The following is a 23,582-nucleotide window of genomic DNA, read 5'->3' on the forward strand; positions in this document are numbered from 1 at the left end:
GTCGCAGCTCAACCCGCGGTGCGCGCCGGTCAGGGGGAAGTCCGTCGCCTGGTGGTCGAAGTTCCCATGGCTCCAGTCTTTCGTGTCGTGGCACTGCATGCAGTCGGTGGTATAGCCGGCCGCCTGGTGGTTCGGATCCGTCGTCCCCTCGTAGTCCTGACGGTGGCACGAGTAACAGTCCGTCGGCTTGCCGCCGTACACCCCGTCCGCATGGCAAGCGTCGCAGCTCAACCCGCGGTGCGCGCCGGTCAGGGGGAAGTCCGTCGCCTGGTGGTCGAAGTTCCCATGGCTCCAGTCATTCGTGTCGTGGCACTGCATGCAGTCGGTGGAATAGCCGGCCGCCTGGTGGTTCGGATCCGTCGTCCCCTCGTAGTCCTGGCGGTGGCACGAGTAACAGTCCGTCGGCTTGCCGTCGTACGCCCCGTCCGCGTGGCAGGCGTCGCAGCTCAACCCGCGATGCGCGCCGGTCAGGGGGAAGCCGCTGAGCCCATGGTCGAAATCAGCGGGCTTCCAGGCGGTTCCGTTGTGGCACTGTTCGCAGTTGACGGGAAATCCGGAGGCCAGGTGCGCGGGACTGGTGGTCGCCTCGTACTCCGCTCTGTGGCAGTCATAGCAGTTCACCGGACCGCCGCCTCCGAGCCCCGACGATCCATGACAGTCGGAACAGTCGAGGGCCTGGTGGGCTCCCTTGAGCGGGAAACCGGTTGCACTGTGGTCGAAGCGCGCACCGGACCAGTGATTCGTGGAGTGACAGGACACGCAGCGAGTGGAGAAGCCCGACTTCTGATGGTCCGGATTCGCCGTCGCTTGGTAGAGATCGAGATGACACTGCTCACAAGATGCCGGAGTGCCGACAAAGACCAGATCATCCACAGGGGTCGCTTCGTGACACTGCCGGCAGTCCAGGGTCAGATGGGCACCTGAAAGAGGAAAACGGGTCCCCCGATGCAGGCGGAGCTGGTCCCCGCGATCGATGAAGGTCTGCGTGCCGTGGCAGCGCGAGCAATCGATGCCCATCTCTCCCCGGTGCACGTCCGTGTGGCAGGAGGAGCAGGACGCATCGGCCTGGGCGAAATCGAGGACCTGGTGGCACGCCCGACACTCGAGGGAAGCATGGGCGCCCTGCAGGGCAAACCCGGCCAGGTCCTCGTGGTGGAATTCAGGACGGATGCGCGCCGGGGTCCAACCCGAATCCGTGTGGCACAGGGAGCAGTCCTCGGCCAGATCACCGTGGGGGTAATCCGGTTCGTTCTGCGCCACCAACCGCGCTCCCGCACCGGCGAGAAGGACCACGCCCAAAAGCGCCGCCGCCAGGACGCGCGGTGACCGGCGAGGCGGGAACAGGTAGAGTCGGACCGAGGGTCGACGTTTCATGGTCTTCCTTCTCCTTGCTTGGACCCGTGACAGTCACGGCACGCACTGGGCAACGGCCGGTAGAGGACGATTCGCTTCCCCTCTCGCTCGAGAGCGGGCCGGTGACACTTTTCGCAAGCGAGGCCCCGGTGCGCACCGCCGAGACGAAAATCCGAGTCCCGTTCGTGGTCGAATCCACCGGCGGGTCGGAAGGAATCCGACGAGTGGCAGCGATCGCAGGCCGCGCCACCCCGGCTTGCCGCAAACTGGCCCCCATGAGGATCGTCGTGACAATCGGAGCACTGGGAACGACGCTCGCCGAAAGGCAGGCGTCTCAAATCCAGGGCGGCATCGAGCAGAGCCGGCCCCTCGGCGGCTTTTTCTTTCAGACCACGGTGACACTCGAAACAGGGGAGCGCCCGGTGCGCGCCCCGCAGTTCGAATCCAAGCTTTCCGTGGGAGGCCGGGTCGATTTCCGAATGCCTGAAACTCGAGGTGTCGTGACAGTCCTGGCAGGTGCGCCGACCGTCGAAATGGCGCTGGTGCGGATCCGCGTGGCAGGCGCTGCAAGGCTGGGGGCCGAGAGCCAGGGCCAAACCCGCGCTTCCCAGGTCGCCGTCCACCAACGTGGCGAGAAAACGATGCCGTCTCGGATCATGACATGAACGACACTCCGCTGTGGAGTGGCGGCCCTCGAGGGCAAGGCCGAATCGACCATGGTCGGCGGCTTTCAACAGGCTGGGCTTGAAGCCCTGGAGGTCGTGGCAGGCGCTACAATCCAGGCTTTCCCGGCGCGGGGAGAGCTGCCCCCCGTGGGCGTCCTCGTGGCAGTCACGGCAGCGGTCGTGGGCTCGTCTCAGTTCCACTCCCGCCGAACCCAAACGACGCAACGAAGCGGCATCCCTCCGGTGCTTGTGGCAGGCCGAACATTCGACCCTGGCGTGCTTGCCCTCGAGGGGCCAGGGCGAGCGCTGATGCTCCCGCACCGTGTAGATCGACGGCTTGAAAGCGCGGACGGAATGGCAGAGCGAGCAATCCGCTCGCGCTCCCCGAATCGTAGCCAGTCCGTTGTGGGGATCGCGGTGACAATCGCTGCAACTGGCGAAGGAGGGCCGCGGGCCCCACGCCTTCTGCCGATCGTGGCATGTCTCGCAAGAGACCTCGAGGTGCGCTCCCTCGAGCGGGTACCGGGTTCGCGAATGATCGAAGAGTCGGCGGTCGACCCGGCGAAAACCCTCCTCCACGTGGCATCGGCTGCAGTCGGCCCCCAGTCGTCCCTCGTGTACATCGCGGTGACAGTCGGAGCACTCGTCGTGAGGCAGAGGTTTGTAGAGCGGCACGCGCTGACCCGCCGCGTTCAACTTGACCGGCCCCTTGTCGGCCAGGTGGCAGTCGTTGCAGGCCAGTTTGCCGTGGCGGCCCTTGAGCGCAAAAGCGGTCGTGGCGTGATCGAAGGCGGAAGCCGGTTTCCAGGCTTGTTGCCCATGGCACTCCAGGCAATCACCGCCCAGCTCACCCCCGTGCGGATCCTCGTGGCAGGACGTACAGGTGGAGTCGAGACCGAGCCAGCTTGCCTCCGGATGAAGGTTTTTCATCTTTTCGAGCCGTCTCGGATTCTGGCGTTCAGGCTTGTGGCACTCGCGGCAGTCCAGCGCGGCATGCTTACCGGCCAGGGCCCAGCCACTGCGCTCGTGCCGGAACAGGCGGGGTGACCCTTCCTGCCAGGCGATCAGGTCGAATTCTCTTCCCACGTGCTCGGGATGGCAGCTTGCGCATCCCGCTCCAGCCTCCCTCCCGTGCAGTCCTTCTCCCGAGACGACCATCTCGGCAATCGCGCCGTGGCAGTTCAGGCATCGGCTCTTGAGCGTCTCGTCGCCGCGACCGTGACACTCCAGGCAGCCTTTGGCGGTATCCAATTCGTGGTGTGCCTGCGAGAGGGGGCCGGGGGAGATCTGGGCCGGGGTCGGAGTCACTCCCGACAGGAATCCGGTCACGAGGAGGAACTTAAGCGCCCACGGCATCTTCGACTCCCGCGATCGGCACGTCCTTGGTGATCATCCGGACTCCGATCCTCTCGAGCACGTCGAAGGGCGGGCTGCCTCCGATACGGATGACGACATCATCGTTCGGTCGGCGGGTGAGCTTGCCGTCTTGCTCGATCACCACGCTGTCGGTGTGGATTTCCTTGACCTGGCTTCCCAGCAGAACTTCCACCCTGCCGGCCGCGGCGGCCTCGGCGATACGATCCTGGTTGCGTTGGCGCGCCTTGGTGAATTGCCGGCCGCGATAGGAAAGCGCCACCGTCGTACCTTCCTGGTTGGCCAGGCCGAGAGCGGATTCGATGGCGCTGTCACCGCCTCCCACGACCACAACCCGCCTGCCGCGAAACGTCTCCATTTCGACGATGTCGTAGAAGACGTTCTCGCCTTCCTCGCCGGGCACGCCCAGGCGCCTCGGTGTCCCCCGGCGGCCGAGCGCCAGCACTACCCGCCGAGCCTGAAAGTCCCGGCCCGCCGCGTGCACGACGAAGCAGCCGTCCTGGCGCGTGATCGTCTCCACGCGGTGGTGCGTGCGCAGGTCGATACGGGTGCTCTCAATGATGGATTCCCACACGCTGAGCAGGGTTTCCTTCGTGGTATCGGCGATCCAGAGGTCGCCATAAAGGGGAACCTTGACCGGTTCGCCCAGCAGTAGTTTTCTCCGTGGATATTTGCGGATGGTATCGGCCAGGGTTCCCTGCTCGAGGACCACGTATTGCAATTTGGAACGCGCGGCCTCGAGGGCGGCCGAAAGGCCCGCCGGACCGGATCCGACGATCACAAGGTCGAGAACTTCACCCACATTCCCGGCGGACGATTCGGCCCGGGAGAGTTCCTGGCCAATCGCTTCGACGGCGATCTTCCCCTCGTTGATCGCGTTTTTGATCAGCCCCCGACCGCCGAGTTCGCCGACGATGTAGATACCCGGGACGTTGCTCTCGAAGGTCGGCCGCGTGTCGGGCACGACGACCCGCTGCACGGCTTCACCCCGCGTCATCAGGATCCCGCCCACCGGGCAGGCCTCGGCGCAATCTCCATGGCCTTTGCAAAGCGCGAGATCGACCACCGCCAACTTGCCTTCCATGTAGATCGCGCCGGGCTCGGGACAGGCCGGAACACAGGTGCCGCATCCCACACAAATATCGGCGCGGACCACCGCGTGCAGCGGACCCTCGGCGGCGCCCTCGGCCTCGCCGGATGCCTCCCGGGCCTGCACGACCTCGTAGATTTGCCGGGGAACACCACAGGAGGGACAGAAGGCGGCCGACCGGGGCTGAGGGGCCCCGCAACGAAGACAGGCCGGCCCCTTCGGCGCGGCATCGCCGGCCGTCGCGGTCCCCCCGCTCCGCTGGAGATAGACGTAGACACACAACCCCGTCACCGCGAAAAAACTCAGGGTGGTGAGCATCATCTCCATGGCGAACAGTCCTTTCCTTCCATCACCAGAACCAGGTCGCGCCGAGGAAAAGCACCACGGCCACGTGCAGAAGAACGGCCGCGAAAGCGGTCACGGCGACGGGCAGATGTGCGGCATGCCAGAACTCGAAAACCCGGCGCGTGGCTTCCAACAGGCGAGCCTGCTGCCGGAGCGCCATTTCCCGCCGGGCCAGGTTGAGAAAGAGCCTTATCGCCTTGCGCGAAGGAGCGGCTTGGGCGCCAAGGGTTTGCTTCCACCGGCGGCAGAGGGCCCGGGCCCGCCGACGGCGCTCGAGGTCGTCACGCACCATCTGCGTGACCGTCGCCAGGCGTCCCCGCGGAGCCTGGGCCCGGCTCGGCGCGGCCAGGGCGGCTTCGAGGACGGCTCGTTCCATGCCACTGAGCCGAACCCATTGATCCAGCATCGCCTGCCGACGACTCTCGATTTCCGCGAGCGTGAGTTCAATGCCGCTGTTGGACCGGGGAATACGGACGTAGACATACTTTCCGGCAATACCGCTGATGCAGACCACGAGCATCGCGCCGTAGCCGAGGCCGATCAACCCGCCGAATCGCCAGCCGGCATGGATCGCCCCGACCAGGGGAACCAGCAGGCCGGCGGCGATGTGGTAGTCGAGCCACCGGGGCACCGGTCCGAGGAACTTCCACCGCACTCGTTTTCGCAAGGGGTAGAGCCAGAGAAAGGCGAAGAGCAGAAAAGCGAAGATTCCCGCACTCTGACCGATCAGGCCCGACGGCTTGAACCACGAATGCCACGGATGCCGCACTCGCTCCATCGGCGACAACACGTAATAGGGCATTCCCAGCAACCCTGTGGCACAAAAAAAGGTCAGGATGAGTGAAAAACCCACGGGTAAACCACGGGATACGGCCCCCTTCCGGTCCGACTGTGCCTCCGGGGTCAGGCTCTCGCCTGCGGAAGCAGCGGACGGCATTCTCATTGTCGTCATAGCAGGACCCCTTCACCAACTAGATCAACTATTGCGGTGTGTGATACACCTCGCAAGCACCAATTAAGTAACAAGGACGACTTCTGTCCTGTAATCAAGGTTTCGAAATTGTTCGATCAGAACGAGGTGTGAGTCCGGAGGTCGTGGCCGGCTTCGGCACGTCCGGACCAACCGGTGGTCAACTCTCGACGAACCGGGGATGCCCCTGGTGACTTATCGACGGGTGACGCGGGTGGCCGGGAACAGCTTCAAACACGGCGAGGGCACCCGCCGTACCCCTCATCGGCCCTTGGCGATCCGCGACCGGGGACTGGGCAGAAAGACAGGTTATTGTTTTCCGCCGACGTAGCCGAGGCTCTCGAGGGTTTTCTCGATCGCTTCAGGAACAGCCTCTTTTTCGACCGGACGGGCTCCCCTGGCCATCATCGCCCGGAACCGGTCCACCTGCGCCCGGTAACCGGCAAGGAGCGGTCGCAGAAGCGCCAGGGCCCGCTTCCGTGCAGCCCCCTCCAGGGGGACCTTTTCTCCGGGATCCCTTTGCAGGTCGAAGATCTCGAACGATCCTGTTCGACCGTTCTCGATTCCCTTCAGATGGCCGCTCCGAATCGCAGTCAGCGCATACTTGGGCAGATGATTGGAGGAGATGACCGGCCGGGGGCGCAGGGGAGCACGCAGGTCCCTGCCCACCCAATGATCGGGCCTCGTGGCTCCGGCCACCGCCAGCAGGGTCGCACCCAGGTCAAGGAGATCGACGGCTTCGCCACGCACGGCCGGGCCGAAAAACTTCGGGTGACGGAGAATCAGCGGCACCCGCGTGGTCTCCTCGTAGACCGTCTTGCCGTGCCCCCTGCTGCCGTGCTCGGCAAATTCCTCGCCGTGGTCGGCGGTCAGGACCACGAGGGTGTTCCGCAGGCGTCCGGTACGGCGCATCCAGGCCAAAAGGCGCCCGAATTCCCGGTCCAGGTAGCTGACCTCGCCATCGTAGAGGGTTCGAATCGCGCGGGGAGAAGGGTGCTCCCCCGCGGCCAGACGCCGATCGAAGTCCAACAGCGGCGACATGCGGCCCAGCCGGGCTCCCGCCAGGGCGGGGTTGTAGATGCGGTCGAAAGGCGCCGGCGGGGTGTAGGGGGCATGAGGGTCGATGGCGAGCACGAAAAGAAACCACGGCTCCCTGCCGGAAAGGTCGTCGAGGTCGGCCATGGTCCGGGAAACGACGGCCGCCGCGTCGGAGACGAGGTCCTGGGAAGCCGCCGGGCGCGTTCCGTGACGCGCCGCGTAGAGTCCCACGTAGCTGTCGAAGCCGCGGGCGAAACCGAAGACGCGATCCACGTTGGGGTTGGCCACCAGGGCCGCGGTATGGTAGCCGCGAGCCTTGAGTCGTTCCGCCAGGCGCGGCAGGCCGGCGACCGTCCCGTCCAGATAATCCGAGTGACCGAAGATGCCGTGGACGTCCGCGGAAACTCCGGTCATCAGCGACGCAATCGCCGGGCGCGTCGCGGGCACGGTGGTGCAGGCCTGCCTAAAGACAGTCGACTCGGCCGCGAACGCGTCGATGTGTGGGGTGCGGATCTTCTCGTTGCCGTAGCAGCCCAGTGCGTCAGCCCGCAGGGTGTCGACCATGAAGACCAGGATGTTGGGTGGAGCCGACTGGCTTTGCGGGCGGACCCGAGCTGCCGCCCCGGGCTCCTTGGCCGGAACCTGCGCGAAACACGATCCCGGTGACAGGAGGATGGCAGCGGCAACCCAGAACGGGAAAAAACTCGTCCTCGGCATGGCGCCTCACGATCGGCTCTGCTCTGCGGGAGACCTCCCGAACGAAACCCCGAGAGCCTGGCTTCAATCTACCACACGCCGGTCGCTCAGCGACCCTGCCCCGAGGCCTGGAGCCGGGCCAGATGCTTCATCATGCGGAAGCGCATCAGGTCGGGATCGGCCTCGGCGGTCTGGTTGACCTCGCTTTCGATCTCCCGAAGGCGGCTCCGAGCACGCTCGACATCGATCTCGTCGGCCTTCTCGCAGGTTTCCGCGAGAACCACCACGCGGCCGGGCTGAACTTCCACGTAGCCCGAAGAGATGGCCATCACCTCTTCCTGGCCGGCGCTGCGACTGACGGCGACACCGGGGGAGAGCCCCGCCAGGAGCGGGGCATGACCGGGACGCACACCGAAGGAACCCGCCGCACCGGGCAGGATCACCTCGTCCACGTCCTTGTCGATCACCCGCCTTTGGGGAGTGACGATCTCAAGGTGGATCTTCTCGGGAAGCATCTCTGGCCTCTCCCGGCGGCGGTCAGGCCGCAGCGCCTTCCTGCTTGAGTTTCTCGGCCTTCTCCTGGGCCTCTTCGATGGTGCCCACGTAGAGGAAGGCCTGCTCGGGCAGCTCGTCGTGCTTGCCGTCGACGATTTCGCGGAAACCCCGGATCGTGTCGGCCAGTTCGACGTAACGTCCCTGCATGCCCGTGAACTGCTCGGCGACGAAGAAAGGTTGACTCATGAAACGCTGGAGTTTGCGTGCGCGGGAGACCGACAGCCGGTCCTCCTCGCTCAGCTCTTCCATGCCCAGGATCGCGATGATGTCCTGCAATTCCTTGTAGCGCTGCAGCACCTGCTGCACGTCACGCGCCGTCTGGTAGTGGTCTTCTCCGAGAATACGCGGATCCAGAATGCGGCTGGTGGAGGTCAGGGGATCGACGGCGGGGTAGATACCCAACTCGGCGATCTGTCGGCTCAGGGCCGTGGAGGCGTCGAGGTGGGCGAAGGTCGTCGCCGGAGCCGGGTCGGTGTAGTCGTCCGCGGGAACGTAGATCGCCTGGACGGAGGTGATCGAGCCCTTGCGGGTCGATGTGATGCGCTCCTGCAGCTCACCCATCTCGCTGGCCAGGGTCGGCTGATATCCCACCGCCGAGGGCATCCGGCCGAGCAACGCCGAAACCTCCGAACCAGCCTGGGTGAAACGGAAAATGTTGTCGATGAAGAGCAGCACGTCCTGCCCCTCGGTGTCGCGGAAATACTCGGCCACCGTCAGCCCCGTCAGGCCCACCCGCAGACGGGCGCCGGGAGGCTCGGTCATCTGGCCGTAGATCAGGGCGGCCTTGGAGGCATCCGGATCGCCGGCCTTGATCACGCCGCCTTCCTGCATCTCGAGCCACAGGTCATTGCCCTCACGGGTCCGCTCACCGACCCCGGTGAACACGGAGTATCCACCGTGCTTCATCGCCACGTTGTGGATCAGCTCCATGATCAGCACCGTCTTGCCCACACCGGCACCACCGAACAGGCCGGTCTTGCCGCCTTTCATGTAGGGCTCGAGCAGATCGATGACCTTGATCCCGGTCTCGAACATCTCGATCTCTGTGGCCTGTTCTTCGAAGCTGGGCGGCTCCCGGTGGATCGGCCACAGCTCGGCAGCCTCCACCGGTCCCATTTCGTCGACGGGCTTGCCCAGCACGTTGAGCACACGACCGAGGGTCTGCTTGCCCACGGGCACGGAAATCGGAGCGCCGGTGTTGGTCACCTCGAGGCCCCGGGTCATACCGTCGGTGGGCTCGAGAGCCACGGTGCGGACCCGCCCCTCGCCCAGATGCTGCTGCACCTCGAGGGTCACGTCCAGGGGCACGCCGGTCTCACCGCCGTCGTCCTTGACGTGCAGCGCCGTGTAGATCTCGGGCAGCTGCCCCTCGGGGAACTGCACGTCCACCACGGGACCGATCACCTGAATAATCTTGCCTGCACTCGCCATCTCGATGTCCTCTTGCCTGCGCCGGCGCCGTGGGAACCGGCTGTCCCCGCTCCGACCGGTCAGAGCGCCTCCGCGCCGCTGACCACCTCGATCAGTTCCGTGGTGATGGCCGCCTGGCGGGCCCGGTTCATCTGCAGCGTGAGGCTGGAAATCATTTCCTCCGCGCTGCGGGTGGCGTTGTCCATCGCCGCCATCCGGGCCCCATGCTCGGCAGCCACCGACTCGAGCATCGCCTGATAGAGCTGGAAGCTGACGAAACGGGGGACCAACCCCCGCATCAATTCCGCGGCCTCCGGCTCGTAAAGGTACTCCGCCGCCCCCTCGTCTCCCCCCCCGTCAGCGACGAGGCTCTGCAGGGGAATGATGGGAGCGACGGTCACGACCTGGGAGATCGTGGTACGAAAACGGTTGTAGACCAGGAAGACGCCGTCGGTCTCCCCGGCCAGGAAACGGTCGGTCAGGCTACCCGCCAGATCCGCCGCAAAGGTGTACTCGATCTTGCGGAAGACATCGGCAAAGGTCTCCCGCACAGGAATCTGGGGGCGGCGCCGGTAATACTCGCCGGCTTTCTTGCCGATCAAGGTCATCACGACACGGCGTCCAGCGCCTTCGTGTTCCCGTCGTGCAGCCTCGGCGGCCTTGATCACGTTGGCGTTGAAGGCGCCGCACAGCCCCTTGTCCCCCGCGATCAGCACCAGGTCGACGGCCTTCAGCTCGCGCCCGCTGAGCAGCGGGTGCAGTTCGGGGGAGACCCGGCGCGCCACGTCCCCGATCACGCGCTCGAGAGCCGCGGCGTAGGGCCGCGAACTCATCATCTGCTCCTGGGCCCGCCGCAGCTTGGCGGCCGAGACCATCTTCATCGCCCCGGTGAGCTGGGCGGTGTTCTTGACGGAGCGGATCCGGCGTTTGAGATCCCGTGCGTTGTTGGCCACCGCTTCAGGCCTCCGGCATCGTTGCCTTGAATTTCTCCCGGAAGGCATCCAGGACGCTCTTGATCTTCTCCTGGATCTCGTCGCTGAGCTTGCCCTCGGTGCGAATCTGCTCGAGCAGATCGCCGTGACTGGCGCTCAACTCGTCGTTCAGGCGCCGCTCGAACTCGCCGACCTGGGAAACCGGAATTCCATCGAGATAACCATGGGTTCCGGCGTAGATCGTCACGACCTGCTTTTCCACCGACAGCGGCGCGTACTGGGGCTGCTTGAGCAACTCCTGCAGGCGCTGGCCGCGGGCGAGTTGGGCCTGGGTCGCCTTGTCCAGGTCGGAGCCGAACTGGGCGAAGGCCGCCAGCTCACGGTACTGGGCCAGCTCCAGACGCAGAGTCCCGGCCACCTTCTTCATCGCCGGAATCTGGGCCGATCCTCCCACTCGCGAAACCGACAGCCCCGCGTTGATCGCCGGGCGGATACCGCTGTGGAAGAGGTCGGCCTCGAGGAAGATCTGACCGTCGGTGATGGAAATCACATTGGTCGGGATGTAGGCCGAAATATCACCGGCCTGGGTCTCGATCACCGGCAGCGAGGTCAGCGATCCTCCGGTACCCGGCACGACCCGGATCTCGTAATCCCCACCCAGTTCGCCGAGCCGGTGCTCGGCGGCTTCCTTGCCCGGCACGCCGTGATAGACCTCGCCGTCGAAGCTCTCGGTCGCCCCCTCCGGCGCATCCTTCTTGACGATCACGTACGACTCGCGAAGCTTGGCCGCACGCTCGAGCAGGCGGGAGTGGAGGTAGAAGACGTCTCCGGGGAAGGCCTCGCGCCCCGGCGGCCGCCGCAGCAGCAGGGAGATTTCGCGGTAGGCTGCGGCCTGCTTGGAGAGATCGTCGTAAATCGTCAGCACGTGGCGGCCCCGATCGCGGAAGTACTCTCCCATCGCGCAACCGGAGTAGGGCGAGAGGTACTGCATGGCCGCGGGTTCGGAAGCACCGGCCGCCACCACGATGGTGTACTCCATCGCGCCGTACTCTTCGAGGGTCTTGACCACGTTGGCGATGGTGGATTGCTTCTGACCGATCGCCACGTAGATGCAGATCACCCCCGAGTCCTTCTGGTTGATGATCGTGTCGATGGCCACGGCGGTCTTGCCGGTCTGGCGGTCACCGATGATCAGCTCCCGCTGACCGCGGCCGATGGGGATCATCGCGTCGATCGCCTTGATCCCCGTCTGCAGCGGCTCGTTGACCGGCTGGCGATAGATCACGCCCGGAGCCAGGCGCTCGACGGGGCTGGTCTCGTCGGTGTCCAGCGGCCCCCGGCCGTCGACCGGTCGACCGAGGGGATCGACCACGCGACCGAGCAGGGCTTCACCGACGGGCACCGACATGATGCGGCGGGTCCGCCGCACCTGATCGCCTTCCTTGATCCTGCTCACCTCGCCGAAGAGCACGGCGCCGACACTGTCCTCTTCGAGATTCAAGGCGATGCCGTAGACGTCGTGCGGCAGGGAGAGCATCTCCAGGTAGGCGGCCTTCTCCAGGCCATAGATGCGGGCGATGCCGTCACCGACCTGGGTTACCGTCCCCACCTCGGCAACGTCGATCGTCTCCTCGTAACCCTCGATCTGCCTGCGGAGGATCTCGCTGATCTCGCCGATCTTGAATTCCATCGATTCGCTCCTGGCCGCCTGCACCGGCGGCCTGTAGCCGGCTCGGCCTTCAGCCGGCCGCTTGACTCGTGCCGGTCAACCGCGAACGCAGCGCCGTCAGGCGAGTCCGCAGGCTGCCGTCGAAAACCGTGGCTCCGACCCGGGCGACGATCCCGCCGAGCAGGGCGGGGTCGACCCGCTCGGTGATCCGGATCTTGCCTCCCGCCACCTTGCCCAGGGCACCCGCGAGACGGCTGCGAAGCTCGTCCGGCAGGGGCGCCGCGGAAGAAATCTCCACCTCGTGGACGCCCTCCCGGCGGTCGCCCACCCCATCGACCGCGTCGGCCATGTCCACCAGCAGCACCAGCCGCTCGTTCCTGGCCACAACGTCCAGAAAACGGAGGGTTTCCGGCCGCCCCCCCAGGCGCTCGGCAAGGGTCCGGGCCACCCGCGCCTTGGCCTCTGTGGGAATCACCGGGTTTGCGAAAGCGTGGCGAAGTTCTTCGCTGTCACGCACCAGATCGGCCATGGCCCGAACCTGGCGACGCACCTCGGCGAAGACAGCGTCGTCCGCCACCGCGTCGGACAGGGCCTGGGCATAGCGCTTGGCTACGAGACCGGCGTCCTGCATCTGCGTTCCGCCTCCCGGCCCTGGCGATGGTCCAGCCGCCGGAGCCTGTGCACCCCGGCCCACATCGCCGAGGCTCCCAAATCATGAGGGGTACCCGAGGAACCCTGCCCACCGGCAGTGGGCACACTCGCCACTCCTGCGCCGAGGACGGCGCAAGAGGGGCGGATGGTAACAATGGCCCCCCGGAGCGTCAACCCAAACCAAGAAATGTCGGCAGGTTAACTCTCCATGATCGAATCGGCGGGACTCCGGCGCCGCTCTCCGGCGGCTGCGCGGGGCCGGTAGCCGTGAAACACGAGGAGCAGGCAGAACCCTGCGCCCGACAGGCCGTGTATCCAGGAAAGAACCGGGCGCAGGGCGTCGTCGGTGACGACCTGGCGCAAGTAGGCCGATCCCGCCATCACGACCACCAGGCCCAGCAGCCACCAGCCTCCGCGACGCGGGCCGGAGCGCCGGGAGGCGGGGCGATGCGCTCCCCAGGCCCAGCCCAGGGCGAAAAGCAGCGCCGGTGCGGCCAGAACGTGCAGATCCAGCATCCACGGCTGCCAGGGATGCCCGAACGCCGTGAAGGGATCCGGCGGTTCGAGCAGGTAGCGCATCCAGGCGTAGACCAGGCCCGTGACCAGGGCCACCAGGGTTAGGCCGACCAGGGCTGGCCAGGGCCGGCTCACGGCCGCTCCCCAAGCTGAAGCGCGGGCGGCAGGATCTGGTGAACCGCCAGGACGCGGCGTACGGCGTCCGTGGCGGCGTGGGACGAGAGGGTCGCGCCCGCCAGGACCCGGATGCCCCGTCGCACCTGCAATTCTCCATCCAGACCCCGGCCCTCGAACTGACCGTACCAGGTCGCCCTCGGTCGATACTCCGGCGGCTCCTTGAAGGCGAGCACTTCCACCCGTCGCACCTTCCCGCCGTCATCCACGACGATCAGCAGGGTCTCGGCCAGCGAGCGAACCAGGTGGGTGTCGACGTAGGCCACGGCCAGCAGCCGCCCGGCCCCGGAATACAGCCGGTAACGAGTCACCAGCCGGGTCGGCAGGGGCGAACCCGCCACCCGTTGGACCCGCCGTGCCTGCTGCCCGGACAACACCAGGGTGTCCTTCTGCCGGACCACGGCCTGCGGCACAGCGCGGTCGAGAGCGGCGTCGACAGGAGCCCCCTCCCCCGCCCGCGCCCCGGGGGGAGGTGCCAGCAGGGCCAGCAGAAGGCTAGAAAGAGAAGCCCAACGCCACATGGATCTGATCCACCGCGTCGGCGGTGTCGTTGCTGGAGTCCTGGTAGTCGAGCTTGAGGGCCACCGAAGGGTGGGGCTTGTAGACCACGCCCCAGGTCCAACTGCTTCTATCCGCTCCGGTGGGGGCGGGCGGGGGACTGCCGCCGACCCGTTCGAGCGTGTCGAAGCTCTCGTACTTGGCAAAGACGATCATTTGGGAACGTCTCGCGCCGGAGGCGGCGAGCAGGTCCCAGCCGGCCTGCAGGTAGTAGCCGCCCATGCGGGCCCCCACCGGCTCCCCCACCAGGAGGGAAATCCGCTCCGCATCCTCCATCTCGACCCGCGCCCAGACCCCCCTCAGCTCCAGCCCGCGCCAGGTGTAGAGGGCGTGGAAATCCACGGTGGTCACTCTTCCGTCGAAAGTCTGGCCGGCCACCTGCCGCCCCTGGGCCGTATCGCCGGAGAAGAACGAGACGCCGGCGAGCAGGCCGGCCTTCCCGCGGTAGTCCAGCCGGCCGGTCAGGGCCCAGTCCTCCGCCCGGGCTTTCGAGCCCTTCTGCCGGCCTCCGCGAATCCCGCTCATGGAGGAGAAACCCGCCGCGTCGAGGCTGCTGACCAGGTAGACCCGGTATTCCCAGGCCCCCAGGTCACCCCAGACCCCCACCCCGGTCTCCGACCAGGTTGTGGGCAGGATGACGGTCTCGAGATCCGGCCGGCGGGCCGACAAGAAGACGGGAGGCTCGTGCAGCTCGTTGGTCAAGCCCACGGGCACGAGCATCATGCCGGCTCGAACGCCGAACCGTGGCGCGAGGAGGAAATCGAGATAGGCGAATTCCACCGACGCGCTCCCCGACTTGGCGGTGCTGGCGTGCTCCCACTCCAGCTCGGCGTTGAAGAGGATGCGGTCGCTGAATTTGTAACCGGTGTAGAGCACCAGGCGCAGGAAGTCCGTGGTGTCCGTGCGCCCGGCGGGCCCGCCCGCGTCGGTACGGGCGGCGTAGTTCTGGTAGAGCCACTCCCCGTATCCCCCCAGGGCGAATCCCGTGTCGGTGCGGTAGATCCGTTCCGCGGAAGGCGCCAGGCCCGTATCGGGATGCTCCAGGTTTTGTTCTCGGCCGCCGGCCCCGTGGCGCAGGTCGGCCAATACTTCGGCCAGCACCTCCACCATGGCCTCCAGTTCTTCGATGCGGTCTTCGCGCCGATCTTCATCGGGTTCGGCGGCGGCCCGGCTCGCCGGAGGAACCAGGGCCATCGTCAGCGCCAGGACCAGGGGAATGGCGCGGGTGGGACGGACAACCCTGCCGATTCCCGAGGTCTTCGGATTTCGCGTCATTGCCGGAAACTCCTCGATGCCGCCTGCCCGGCGGCGGGGTTGGGGGTGAGCCACAGGACCCGTGTGCCGGGCGGAAGAAAGCCCGGTGCTCTTGGATCCCGATAACCGAACAGGGCTGTGGACAGCGCGTCGGCATCGGTGGCGGAGGGGGTGATCACGCTCACCGCGCCGGTGGCGGGAAGCGGTCGGCCGCTGAGCGGGTCGATGATCTCGGCGTGACGGGCCGATCCCACGGTCAGGTAGCGTTCGGACGCGCCCGAGGTGGCGACGCTCCCGCGTTCGACGAACACCGTCGCCATCACCCGGTCGCGCCGGCGAGGATCGGCGAGGGCCACCACCCATCCCCGCTCCCCGGGGGGCGGGCCCGTGGCCAAGACCTGGCCGCCGAAATTGAACAGGGCGCCGTCGAGGCCCCGGGCGGCGAGCACTCTGGCGGCCTCGTCGAGAGCGAATCCCTTGCCGATACCCCCCAGGTCGAATTGCAGGCCGGTGCGCAGGGTACGAAGCCGTCCCCGTCCGGGGTCCACGGTGTAATGCCGCCACCCCGTCCGGGCGGCGGCGGCCGCCAATTCACCGGCGGTCGGCTCACGACCTCCCTCCCCCAGGCCCCAAGCCCGGGAGAGGACGCCAACCGTGGGGTCGAAGCGGCCGCCACTGCGCTCGGCCCATCGGCGTGCGACTGCAAGAGCCCGTGCCAGGTCGGAAGAGACGGGGTAAACCGCGGCCCGCGAGGCCCCGGCGAGACGGGCGTTGAGGGCCGCGAGTTCCCCGTCGGCCGACCAGGTGGTCAGCACTCTTTCCAGCTGGGCGATGCGGTCGAGCGCCCGATCGAGAGCCGGAGCCACCTTCCCCGGAGGTCCCCAGGCGCGCACCTCACAATACGTGCCCATCAGGTAACGGGCTCTGACCGTCCAGGATGAAGCGGGGGGGCTCCCCGCAGACGGAGAAGGTACGGCGCAAAATACTAAGGCAACGCAGGTTATAACTATAATGCGAACTATTCGCATTGCAGGCCCCAAAAAAAGGAACGCAGCTTCCGCGCTCGCCCATGTCGCCTTACTTGCGATCGATTCTCAACACAGCAGACGGTACCCCCCCCGCTCGCCCCTGTCAAACGCCGTCCCGGCCAGCCCCCCACGACACCCGGCTCCCTCTGCAGTAGTCTGCACCGCGAATGAACACCACCGCGCGACAGCTCGAATCCCTCGAGAGGAAACTGGCCGCCTTCGATCGACGTGGGCTCTTCTTCGTGCTGGGCACGATGAAGTCGGGCACCACCTGGCTGCAGTTGCTGCTCGACGCCCATCCCGCCATCTGCTGCCGGGGCGAGGGGCACTTCACCAGCTACCTCGCGCCACGCCTCCAGCAGGCTCTCGGTGAATACAACCAGATCATCGCCGGCAAGAACCAGGACATCTTCACCGACCTGCCCGACTTCCCTCTGCTGAAAAAGGAACACCTGCTGCACCTGTTGCGCACCACCGTGGCCCTGCTGCTGGCTGAACTGCCCGCCGACGAAGAGGTGACGCTCGTGGGCGAGAAGTGCCCCAACAACATTCGTGGGCTCGACATTCTCGCCGCGCTCTTTCCCCGCGCCCGCTTCGTCCACGTAGTGCGCGACCTGCGGGACGTGGCAGTTTCGGCCTGGTTCCACAACCAACGCGTCAGCCCCCAGTGGACCCGGGAGAACTTCGAAGACCTCGACCAGTACGCCCTGGCCAACCTGCCCGAGTGGACGGCGGAACTTCGCCTGGCCCGGCGCTTTGCCGCCACCCACCCCGAAAAGGTCGTCACCGTGCGTTACGAGGACCTGCTCGCGGAACCGGCGCGGAACCTGGCCCGGACGCTCGACTTCCTCGGCGTCGACAGCGACGGCCGGATCATCGACCGCTGCCTGAAGGCGGCGTCCTTCGAGACCCTGACCGGCGGCCGGCGACCGGGGGAGGAGGACCGGCGCTCTCACTTCCGCAAGGGCCTGGCCGGCGAGGGGCGGCAAGCTCTCCAGCCGGAAACCCTCGAGCAATTCGAGGTGGCCGCCGGCCCGGAGCTACGCGCTTTCGGCTACGAACCGGACCGCTAGTCGCCGGTCTCGTCCTGTTCGACGAACGCGCGGCCCTCGGCAAACTCCCGCGTGCTCCAGGGAGGAGCTTCTCCGCCGAGGTAGTCGTGGAACCATTCCAGGTGGGCGGTGTAGTACAGGGCCATCTCGTACCATCCCGGCCAGTGACCGGATTGGGGGAAGACCACGAGCCGCGCGGGCACTCCCTGGCGGCGCAAGGTGGTGAAAAGCTGCACGGACTGGGTGTAGGGAATGCGGAAGTCCTTCTCGCCGGTGATGATCAGGGTCGGAGTGGCGAACCGCCCCATCTCCCTGGCGAAGGCCGCCGGGTTCCAGCGCCGGTAGTCCCCCGAGTTCCAGGGGACGCCCTTGAGATCCCACTCGGGGAACCAAAGCTCCTCCGTTCCACCATAGAACGACGCCAGGTCATAGATGCCCATCATCGAAGCGACGGCTTCGAAGCGATCGGTGTGCCCCAGCAGCCAGTTCATCATGTAGCCGCCGAAGGACCATCCCATCGCCCCGACCCGCTCCCCGTCGATCCAGGGCAGGCGCTCGAGATGATCGACCACGGCCATCAGATCGTGGTAGACCCGCCCTCCCCAATCTCCGGAGATCGCCGCGGTGAACTCCTGTCCATAGCCCAGGGAGCCGGTGGGATTGGCGAAAGCCACCACGTAGCCCGCTCCCGGGTAGACCTGCCAGTCGCCGCGGAACGCATCGGACCACTGGTACTGGGGCCCACCGTGCACGTTGAAGATCAACGGGTATTTCCTGGCGGGATCGAAACCGTGGGGCTTGATCACGAAGACCTCGATCCGCCGCCCCTCCGGCCCCTCGACCCAGATCCGCTCGGCGGGGCGGATGTCCACCTCCTGCTCGAGGTCCTGGTTGTGGTGGGTCAACCGCCGGGGCGGTGCCGCCGCGTCGAGCGCGAGCACCCAGATCTCCGGGGGGGCCGCCACCGCCCGCCGCACGACCACCGCCCGGCGGCCGTCGGGCGTGAGCTGCAACTCGTCGATGTGGGCGAAATCCGCCACGAGGCGTGGCGCGCCCGACTCCAGGTCGACGACGTAGAGCGGCGTCCGCCCACCCACGGCGGCGGTGAAAACCAGCCCGCTGCTGTCGGGTTTCCAGGCCATCGCCTGGATCTGGAAGTCGAACCCCCCGGCCAGGACGCGACGCTCACCGCTTTGGCGATCGAGCAGGATCAGGCGCGGCAGGTCCGACTCGTAGCCGGGGATCCGGTGCCGGAGGTAGGCCAGCCAGCGCCCATCCGGAGAGTAATGGGGATGTCCATCGAAAGCCGGGTTGTCGGCACTCAGGTTCCGCGCCCCGTCGGCCGGAGAGGCACGCGCCGCCAGGGGCGCTTCCCAGATGTCCGAGTTGGTGGACCAAGCCAACTCCTCGTAGGGGTCGGGGTTACGAGTGTAGACCAGCTGTGCGCCGTCGGGAGACAAGTCGAAGGCGGGCCCGCCGAAGAAGGTGGGAGCTTCCTTCTCACCCGGCGTCAGATCCCTCACGTCGCCCGAGTTCACGTCCACCGCGAGCAGGTGGGTGACCCGGCCATCGGACCAACTGTCCCAGTGGCGAAAAAGCAGATCGTCGGCAATGTGCACCTCGAGGGGGATCGCCTCGCGCAACTCGTCTCGGCGACGATGGCAGGCATCATCGGCGCCGCAGCGGGGGTCGACGGTGCTGGTGAAGACCAGCGTCTTGCCGTCGGGGGACCAGCGCAGATGGGCCGCACCCGTCGACAGATCGGTCAGGGCGCGGGCCTCTCCGCCGTCGGCGGGCAGCAACCAGACCTGCTCACCGCCTCCCCGGTCGGCGACGAAGGCGATGGTCTTGCCGTCGGGGGACCATACGGGGAAGGACTCACTCACCTCGTCGGTGGTGGTCAAACGCCGGGGCGCGCCTCCATCGAGGGGAATCCTGTAGATGTCGGCGTTGCTCTTCCCGGCACGCAAGTCTCGACGAACGAGCCTGTAGAGTACCGTCCGGCCGTCCGGGGAGACCTGGATCTGGCCCGGGTACTCCACCCGGTAGAGGTCTTCGATGGTCCAGGCCCTCTTGTCCTGGCCACGGTCGGCGTCCGCGGCCGGGGCCACCGGCAGCACCATCAAGGCGAGGGGAACAACGAACCATCGCATCGGCTTACCTCCCAGTCGAGTCATGATACCTTTCGTTGCCCGCTCCCGCGGGCGGACTCCGGAGACTCACCATGCGCTTGCCCGATTCCGACGACCAGATCGTGATCCTGCACAACCCGCGCTGCTCGAAGAGCCGCCAGGGCCTGGAGCTGCTCGTGCGGGCCTCGGTGCCGCACCAGCAGTGGCGCTACCTCGAACAGCCGCCCACCCTCGACGAACTGCGGGAGATCGGCCGCCGCCTCGGACGCCCGCCCATCGAATGGTTGCGGCGCAAGGAAGACGCCTTCAAGGCTTCCGGCCTCGGTCCCGAAGCCGACGCAGACGCGCTCTACGCCTTGATGGCCCGGCACCCGAAGGTCATGGAACGCCCCATCGTGATCCGAGGGAAGCGAGCCGTGCTGGGGCGGCCGCCGGAGGCCATCGAAACGCTGCTGGATTGAGGGCCGGGCGACCGACCCTGGCTCAGGAGAGTCCCTTCTCCGCCTCGAGGCCCGCCAGCAGCGCGTGAAGTTCGCGGATGTCCTCGTCTTCGAGGGGATAGATCAGCGCCCCGCAAACCGATCCAGGCCCGGGATCCGGCGTCAGGTGCATCACCAGCAGGTCGGCGTGGACCGTCCGGCCCCGCAAGCGGATGGCGACCCTGTCCAGGCTGCGCCCTTCTTCGAGCCCCGGCAGTTCCCGGGAAATGAGAAAGGAGACGCCCGAGGCACTGATGTCCCTCAGGGGCATCGTGCAAGGCTCCCCGCCGGGAAAGGGGTAGCCGAACTCCACTCGCCCGTTGGCGCCGGGCTCGATGCGGTGGCGAGTATCAGCACGCCGACAGGCGATTGTGGTGGTCATCCTGGTATCTCCCGGACGCCCTTTCCCCTCGCTCGAGAATCTAGGTTCCCCCGGAAGCCGAAGCCACGTTCTTCAGGCGGCGCTCTCCGCCCGCTTGCGGCGCACGAAGTCCGCCACCAGCCGGATCGAGTCGAGATTTTCCGGTGTCAACTCGTCGTCGAGCACCTTGACCGAGAACTCTTCCTCGAGAAACGCGACGAGTTCCAGCACACCCGTGGAATCGAGCACGCCTTTTTCGATGAACGAGTCGGTGTCTTCCACCTTCTCGTCCTCGGACATCAAGTAGCTATCCAGCAGAAACTGCCTGATCTTCGCTTCCTCGGTCATCGATCGTGTCTCCACCCTATCTCGGGGCCGGCTCGCGGCTCCGCCCGCGAAGTGGCCGCCCTCCCGTAGAGGAATAATGCCTGCCTCTTCCGGGAACCACCTCCACGGGCGCCTATCAGTAGCACGAACCGGGCGCCTCCCGCACCCATTCCCCCGGGGCTTCGGCCGGCGCCGCCCGGGAGCGGGGACTCCAGGGGGCGGCGGAAACCCACCGCTGGGCTTTCCTCCTCTCCCCGGGCGGTAAGCACGCGGCCAGGACCCGCCTCCGAGCGCTTTGCGACTTGACTCTTGCGTTCTTGCCCGTACATCCCCTGCACGTCACGGAGTATTCGAACGAAACGGACAGAAACAGCCAAGGAGGAGGCCGATGTCGGTACGACGCGTGGGGATCGTCATGTTCTTGTCATTTGCTCTTCTGGGAGCATCGGTCTTGGCGGCCGACGCCCCGGACTTCTCCCGGATGGTAGTAGTCGGCGACTCGCTCTCCGCCGGCTACATGAGCGGAGGCCTCGAGGAGGAAGGCCAACTGGCGGGCTACGCCGCCCTGGTGGCCCGACAGGCGGCAGCGCCGCTCTCCCTGCCCCTGATCGCCTACCCCGGGGTGCCCAACATCATGGAGCTGGAGACCTGGGGCCCGCCGCCGGTCTTCGGCGCGGTCGCCGGCCAGTCCTCCGGGCGTATCGACCCCTTCACCCAGGCCACCGACCTGGCCGTCCCTGGGCATGACGTGCTCGACGCCCTCGAAGCCCGCCCCGACTTCCCCATCGACAGCCTGACAGACCTGGTCCTGGGCCTGCCGGGACTGCTCGAAGGGGTTTCCATGAGCCAGGTGGAGTGGGCCGAGGCCCTCGAGCCCGGCGTGATCCTGCTCTGGATCGGCAACAACGACATCCTTGGAGCCGCGACCTCCGGCTCACCCGAACTGATGACCGACCCGGAGGTCTTCGAAGCCGCCTTCGGAGAGATCTTCGACCGCCTGGCGGCTACCGGCGCGCCGATCGTGGTGGCCAACATCCCCGACACCACCGTGATCGGTTACCTGACCCCGGTGTCGGAACTCTCCTGGACGCTCGGCGTGCCGATCGAGATCCTCTCCCAGGTCCTGGGAGTCGGCGCCGACGACTACGTCACCCTGCCCGGCCTGGACCTGGTGGGCAAGATCCTGGGCGGCACCATGCCGGGTCCCCTTCCCGACACAGCCGTCCTCGACGCCGAAGAGACCGGGCAAATTCGCCGGCGCACCGAGTTGTTCAACACCTTCATCGCGGCCAAGGCCGAGGAACACGCGGCGGCCCTGGTCGACATCCACGGCCTGCTCGAACGCGCCGACGCGGGCGGCGTCATGGCCTGCGGCAAGCGGCTGGCCACCCACTTCCTCGGCGGAGTCTTCTCCCTCGACGGTGTCCACCCGACTCGCACCGGCTACGCCGTGGTGGCCAACGAGTTCATCGCGGCCATCAACGACACCTTCCAGACGGCCCTGCCGATGGTGGACCTCTGCGAGGTGAGCGCCACCGATCCCCTGCTGCCGCCGGGACTGAGCTTCGCTCCCTCGGCCCTGGGCGCTCCGGACCGGGGCCTGCTGCGGCCGCACCCCTGAATCGACCGCCCCCTCCTGGTGACAGATCTTTTACGAGCCGAGGCCTTTACCAGGACGCCCATCAGCGATTAGTGTTCCGCGTAAGTGCCGGCGGTGGGTAACGGCGCCCGGGGGTGGGCCTTTCGGTCCACCCCCGGGCTTTTTCGACCCGACGCCTGCCGACGCTTCACCGCCCCTTCCGGTCCCCACGTTTGCAGTTCTGCCGCGACTCCCGCGAACGAGTTATGATGCCGGGGTCTGGATTCCACCCAGGGGACGAGGAGACCGGTGATGGTTCGACGCGCTGCAACAGGCATCCTGGCCGTGCTGATCGCTCTGGGCGTGGTGAGCCTCGGGTGGAGTGAAACGGACACGGCCCTCGACCACCCCTCGGTCGCGGAAGTCCTCGCCATGGCCGAAGCCGGCATCGACGACGCGGTCATCCTGGAACGAATCGCCCGACTCGAGCTGCCGGAGCTCTCCGGCCAAGACCTGGCGGCGCTGAAAAAAGCCGGGCTTTCCGACGGTGTACTCCTGGCGCTCGTCCGCCGCGGCGGGCACGCGCCCTCGTCGGACCCGGCGCCCGGGCCCCGGCAGACGCCTGCCACCGCGGCGCGCCCGGAGGCCCAGGCTCCCGAGCCTTTCCCCGAGGGCATGGGCCGGCTGGTCGTGGAGTTCCGCTCGCCGTTTCCCGTCTCTTTCCTCGAGGTGGTGGTGGACGGCAAGTCCGTGGCCACTCGCGGCGAAATGCTGGAAGGAGCGTCGGATCCCGGCCAGTTCCTCGCCCGCCCCGCCCGCCTGTCCATCAAAAAGGGCGAGGTGATCTACGAGGAACTGCTACCCGCCGGTTCCCATGAAATCCTCGCCGGTTTCGCCGTCACCAGCGTGGAGAGCAACCCGGACGACGAGTGGAGCGAGTACTCGCGGGAGCGCTATACCTCCCGCGGCGTCCGGGCCGAGCGCCGCACCACGCCCCTGCCCGCATGGGGAGCCAACCCGGGAGCCACCTGCGAAATCGTCGAGGGCGAGACTTGCCGGGTGATCGTCGAACTCCAGCGCCGGCGTTCCCGCCACCGCGGCGGCGGCTCGGCATACGGACTGAAATACCGGCTGCGCTGAACCCGGCCCCCCGGCCGGCGCCCGTCCATCCGGCCCCCGGCCGGGGGCGCGGCGCCGTCCGGCCGCATGCCCATTTTGCCGTGTAACGCTTCCCCTCCCACCGCGACCTCCTCTTGTGGACGGGCCGGCACGCCCGCCAGCCGGAAGGTGGCCCGACTCCCGCCCCGCGGGGTCGCTGGCCCTTCCCGGATGCGCTGGAGAGTCCGCTTGCTTGCGGCACGACACAGGAGGAGA

Annotated in this window: 21 protein-coding genes; 4 read left to right on the forward strand and 17 right to left on the reverse strand. The window is 67.0% G+C overall.

All coding sequences use genetic code 11. From position 1 onward, the window contains the following. The 14 genes from Q9Q40_09395 to Q9Q40_09460 all read right to left on the reverse strand — a co-directional run. On the reverse strand, window positions 1-1,374 hold a 1,374-nt coding region (locus Q9Q40_09395), incomplete at its 3' end, for a cytochrome c3 family protein (protein MDQ7007435.1). Continuing rightward, a complete protein-coding gene (locus Q9Q40_09400) occupies window positions 1,371-3,374 on the reverse strand; it encodes a cytochrome c3 family protein (GenBank protein ID MDQ7007436.1) in 2,004 nt (667 codons plus the stop codon). The genes Q9Q40_09400 and Q9Q40_09395, both read right to left, overlap by 4 nt. Next, window positions 3,358-4,809: an NAD(P)-binding domain-containing protein gene (locus Q9Q40_09405; protein ID MDQ7007437.1), complete on the reverse strand. Its 1,452-nt coding sequence runs from the start codon at window positions 4,807-4,809 to the stop codon at window positions 3,358-3,360. The genes Q9Q40_09400 and Q9Q40_09405 overlap by 17 nt, the downstream gene beginning before the upstream one ends. A gap of 22 nt (window positions 4,810-4,831) precedes the next feature. Continuing rightward, window positions 4,832-5,629, reverse strand: a complete 798-nt coding sequence (locus tag Q9Q40_09410) for a hypothetical protein (protein MDQ7007438.1) — start codon at window positions 5,627-5,629, stop codon at window positions 4,832-4,834. 477 nt (window positions 5,630-6,106) lie between these two features. Next, the gene (locus Q9Q40_09415; protein ID MDQ7007439.1) at window positions 6,107-7,552 is read right to left on the reverse strand and encodes a sulfatase; all 1,446 of its coding nucleotides are present in this window, start codon (window positions 7,550-7,552) and stop codon (window positions 6,107-6,109) included. Window positions 7,553-7,638: 86 nt separating this feature from the next. Next, entirely contained in the window at window positions 7,639-8,046 is a 408-nt protein-coding gene (locus Q9Q40_09420) for a F0F1 ATP synthase subunit epsilon (protein MDQ7007440.1), read from the reverse strand. A gap of 22 nt (window positions 8,047-8,068) precedes the next feature. Further along, window positions 8,069-9,517: a F0F1 ATP synthase subunit beta gene (atpD, locus tag Q9Q40_09425; protein ID MDQ7007441.1), complete on the reverse strand. Its 1,449-nt coding sequence runs from the start codon at window positions 9,515-9,517 to the stop codon at window positions 8,069-8,071. A gap of 59 nt (window positions 9,518-9,576) precedes the next feature. Further along, entirely contained in the window at window positions 9,577-10,449 is an 873-nt protein-coding gene (gene atpG, locus Q9Q40_09430; GenBank protein ID MDQ7007442.1) for an ATP synthase F1 subunit gamma, read from the reverse strand. 4 nt (window positions 10,450-10,453) lie between these two features. Then, entirely contained in the window at window positions 10,454-12,118 is a 1,665-nt protein-coding gene (gene atpA, locus Q9Q40_09435) for a F0F1 ATP synthase subunit alpha (GenBank protein MDQ7007443.1), read from the reverse strand. A gap of 49 nt (window positions 12,119-12,167) precedes the next feature. Beyond that, window positions 12,168-12,728: an ATP synthase F1 subunit delta gene (atpH, locus tag Q9Q40_09440; GenBank protein MDQ7007444.1), complete on the reverse strand. Its 561-nt coding sequence runs from the start codon at window positions 12,726-12,728 to the stop codon at window positions 12,168-12,170. 218 nt (window positions 12,729-12,946) lie between these two features. Then, window positions 12,947-13,399, reverse strand: a complete 453-nt coding sequence (locus tag Q9Q40_09445; GenBank protein MDQ7007445.1) for a hypothetical protein — start codon at window positions 13,397-13,399, stop codon at window positions 12,947-12,949. Further along, window positions 13,396-13,959 carry an FMN-binding protein gene (locus Q9Q40_09450; GenBank protein ID MDQ7007446.1) on the reverse strand — a complete coding sequence of 188 codons (564 nt, stop codon included), beginning with the start codon at window positions 13,957-13,959 and terminating at the stop codon, window positions 13,396-13,398. The genes Q9Q40_09445 and Q9Q40_09450 overlap by 4 nt, the downstream gene beginning before the upstream one ends. Continuing rightward, window positions 13,934-15,271, reverse strand: coding sequence for a hypothetical protein (locus Q9Q40_09455; GenBank protein MDQ7007447.1), 1,338 nt, complete (start codon window positions 15,269-15,271; stop codon window positions 13,934-13,936). The genes Q9Q40_09450 and Q9Q40_09455 overlap by 26 nt, the downstream gene beginning before the upstream one ends. Next, window positions 15,268-16,161 carry an FAD:protein FMN transferase gene (locus tag Q9Q40_09460; GenBank protein ID MDQ7007448.1) on the reverse strand — a complete coding sequence of 298 codons (894 nt, stop codon included), beginning with the start codon at window positions 16,159-16,161 and terminating at the stop codon, window positions 15,268-15,270. Before Q9Q40_09460 ends, Q9Q40_09455 begins: the two co-directional genes overlap by 4 nt. 284 nt (window positions 16,162-16,445) lie before the next feature. Between Q9Q40_09460 and Q9Q40_09465 the strand changes: the two genes are divergently transcribed. Next, on the forward strand, window positions 16,446-17,351 hold the full coding sequence (locus tag Q9Q40_09465) for a sulfotransferase (protein ID MDQ7007449.1): 906 nt from the start codon (window positions 16,446-16,448) through the stop codon (window positions 17,349-17,351). On the opposite strand, the gene Q9Q40_09470 is transcribed toward Q9Q40_09465, so the two are convergent. Further along, window positions 17,348-19,483 (reverse strand): S9 family peptidase, encoded by a 2,136-nt coding sequence (locus Q9Q40_09470; protein MDQ7007450.1) that lies wholly within the window; start codon window positions 19,481-19,483, stop codon window positions 17,348-17,350. The two genes, Q9Q40_09465 and Q9Q40_09470, sit on opposite strands and share 4 nt — an antisense overlap. Before the next feature lie 71 nt (window positions 19,484-19,554). On the opposite strand from Q9Q40_09470, the gene Q9Q40_09475 reads away from it, so the two are divergent. After that, window positions 19,555-19,923, forward strand: a complete 369-nt coding sequence (locus Q9Q40_09475) for an arsenate reductase family protein (GenBank protein MDQ7007451.1) — start codon at window positions 19,555-19,557, stop codon at window positions 19,921-19,923. 22 nt (window positions 19,924-19,945) lie between these two features. Here Q9Q40_09475 and Q9Q40_09480 read toward each other — a convergent pair whose 3' ends face one another. Both Q9Q40_09480 and Q9Q40_09485 read right to left on the reverse strand, forming a co-directional pair. After that, window positions 19,946-20,323 carry a hypothetical protein gene (locus tag Q9Q40_09480; protein ID MDQ7007452.1) on the reverse strand — a complete coding sequence of 126 codons (378 nt, stop codon included), beginning with the start codon at window positions 20,321-20,323 and terminating at the stop codon, window positions 19,946-19,948. 72 nt (window positions 20,324-20,395) lie between these two features. Then, complete coding sequence (locus Q9Q40_09485) at window positions 20,396-20,650, reverse strand: acyl carrier protein (protein MDQ7007453.1); 255 nt, start codon at window positions 20,648-20,650, stop codon at window positions 20,396-20,398. Window positions 20,651-21,110: 460 nt separating this feature from the next. Between Q9Q40_09485 and Q9Q40_09490 the strand changes: the two genes are divergently transcribed. Together Q9Q40_09490 and Q9Q40_09495 are read left to right on the forward strand one after the other, a co-directional pair. Further along, on the forward strand, window positions 21,111-22,250 hold the full coding sequence (locus Q9Q40_09490) for a GDSL-type esterase/lipase family protein (GenBank protein MDQ7007454.1): 1,140 nt from the start codon (window positions 21,111-21,113) through the stop codon (window positions 22,248-22,250). A 270-nt stretch (window positions 22,251-22,520) separates the two neighbouring features. Then, window positions 22,521-23,348, forward strand: coding sequence for a hypothetical protein (locus Q9Q40_09495; protein ID MDQ7007455.1), 828 nt, complete (start codon window positions 22,521-22,523; stop codon window positions 23,346-23,348). The last annotated feature ends 234 nt before the right edge of the window (window positions 23,349-23,582 follow it).

The sequence above is a fragment of the Acidobacteriota bacterium genome (assembly GCA_030949985.1).
Classification (GTDB): Bacteria; Acidobacteriota; Polarisedimenticolia; order J045; family J045; genus JALTMS01.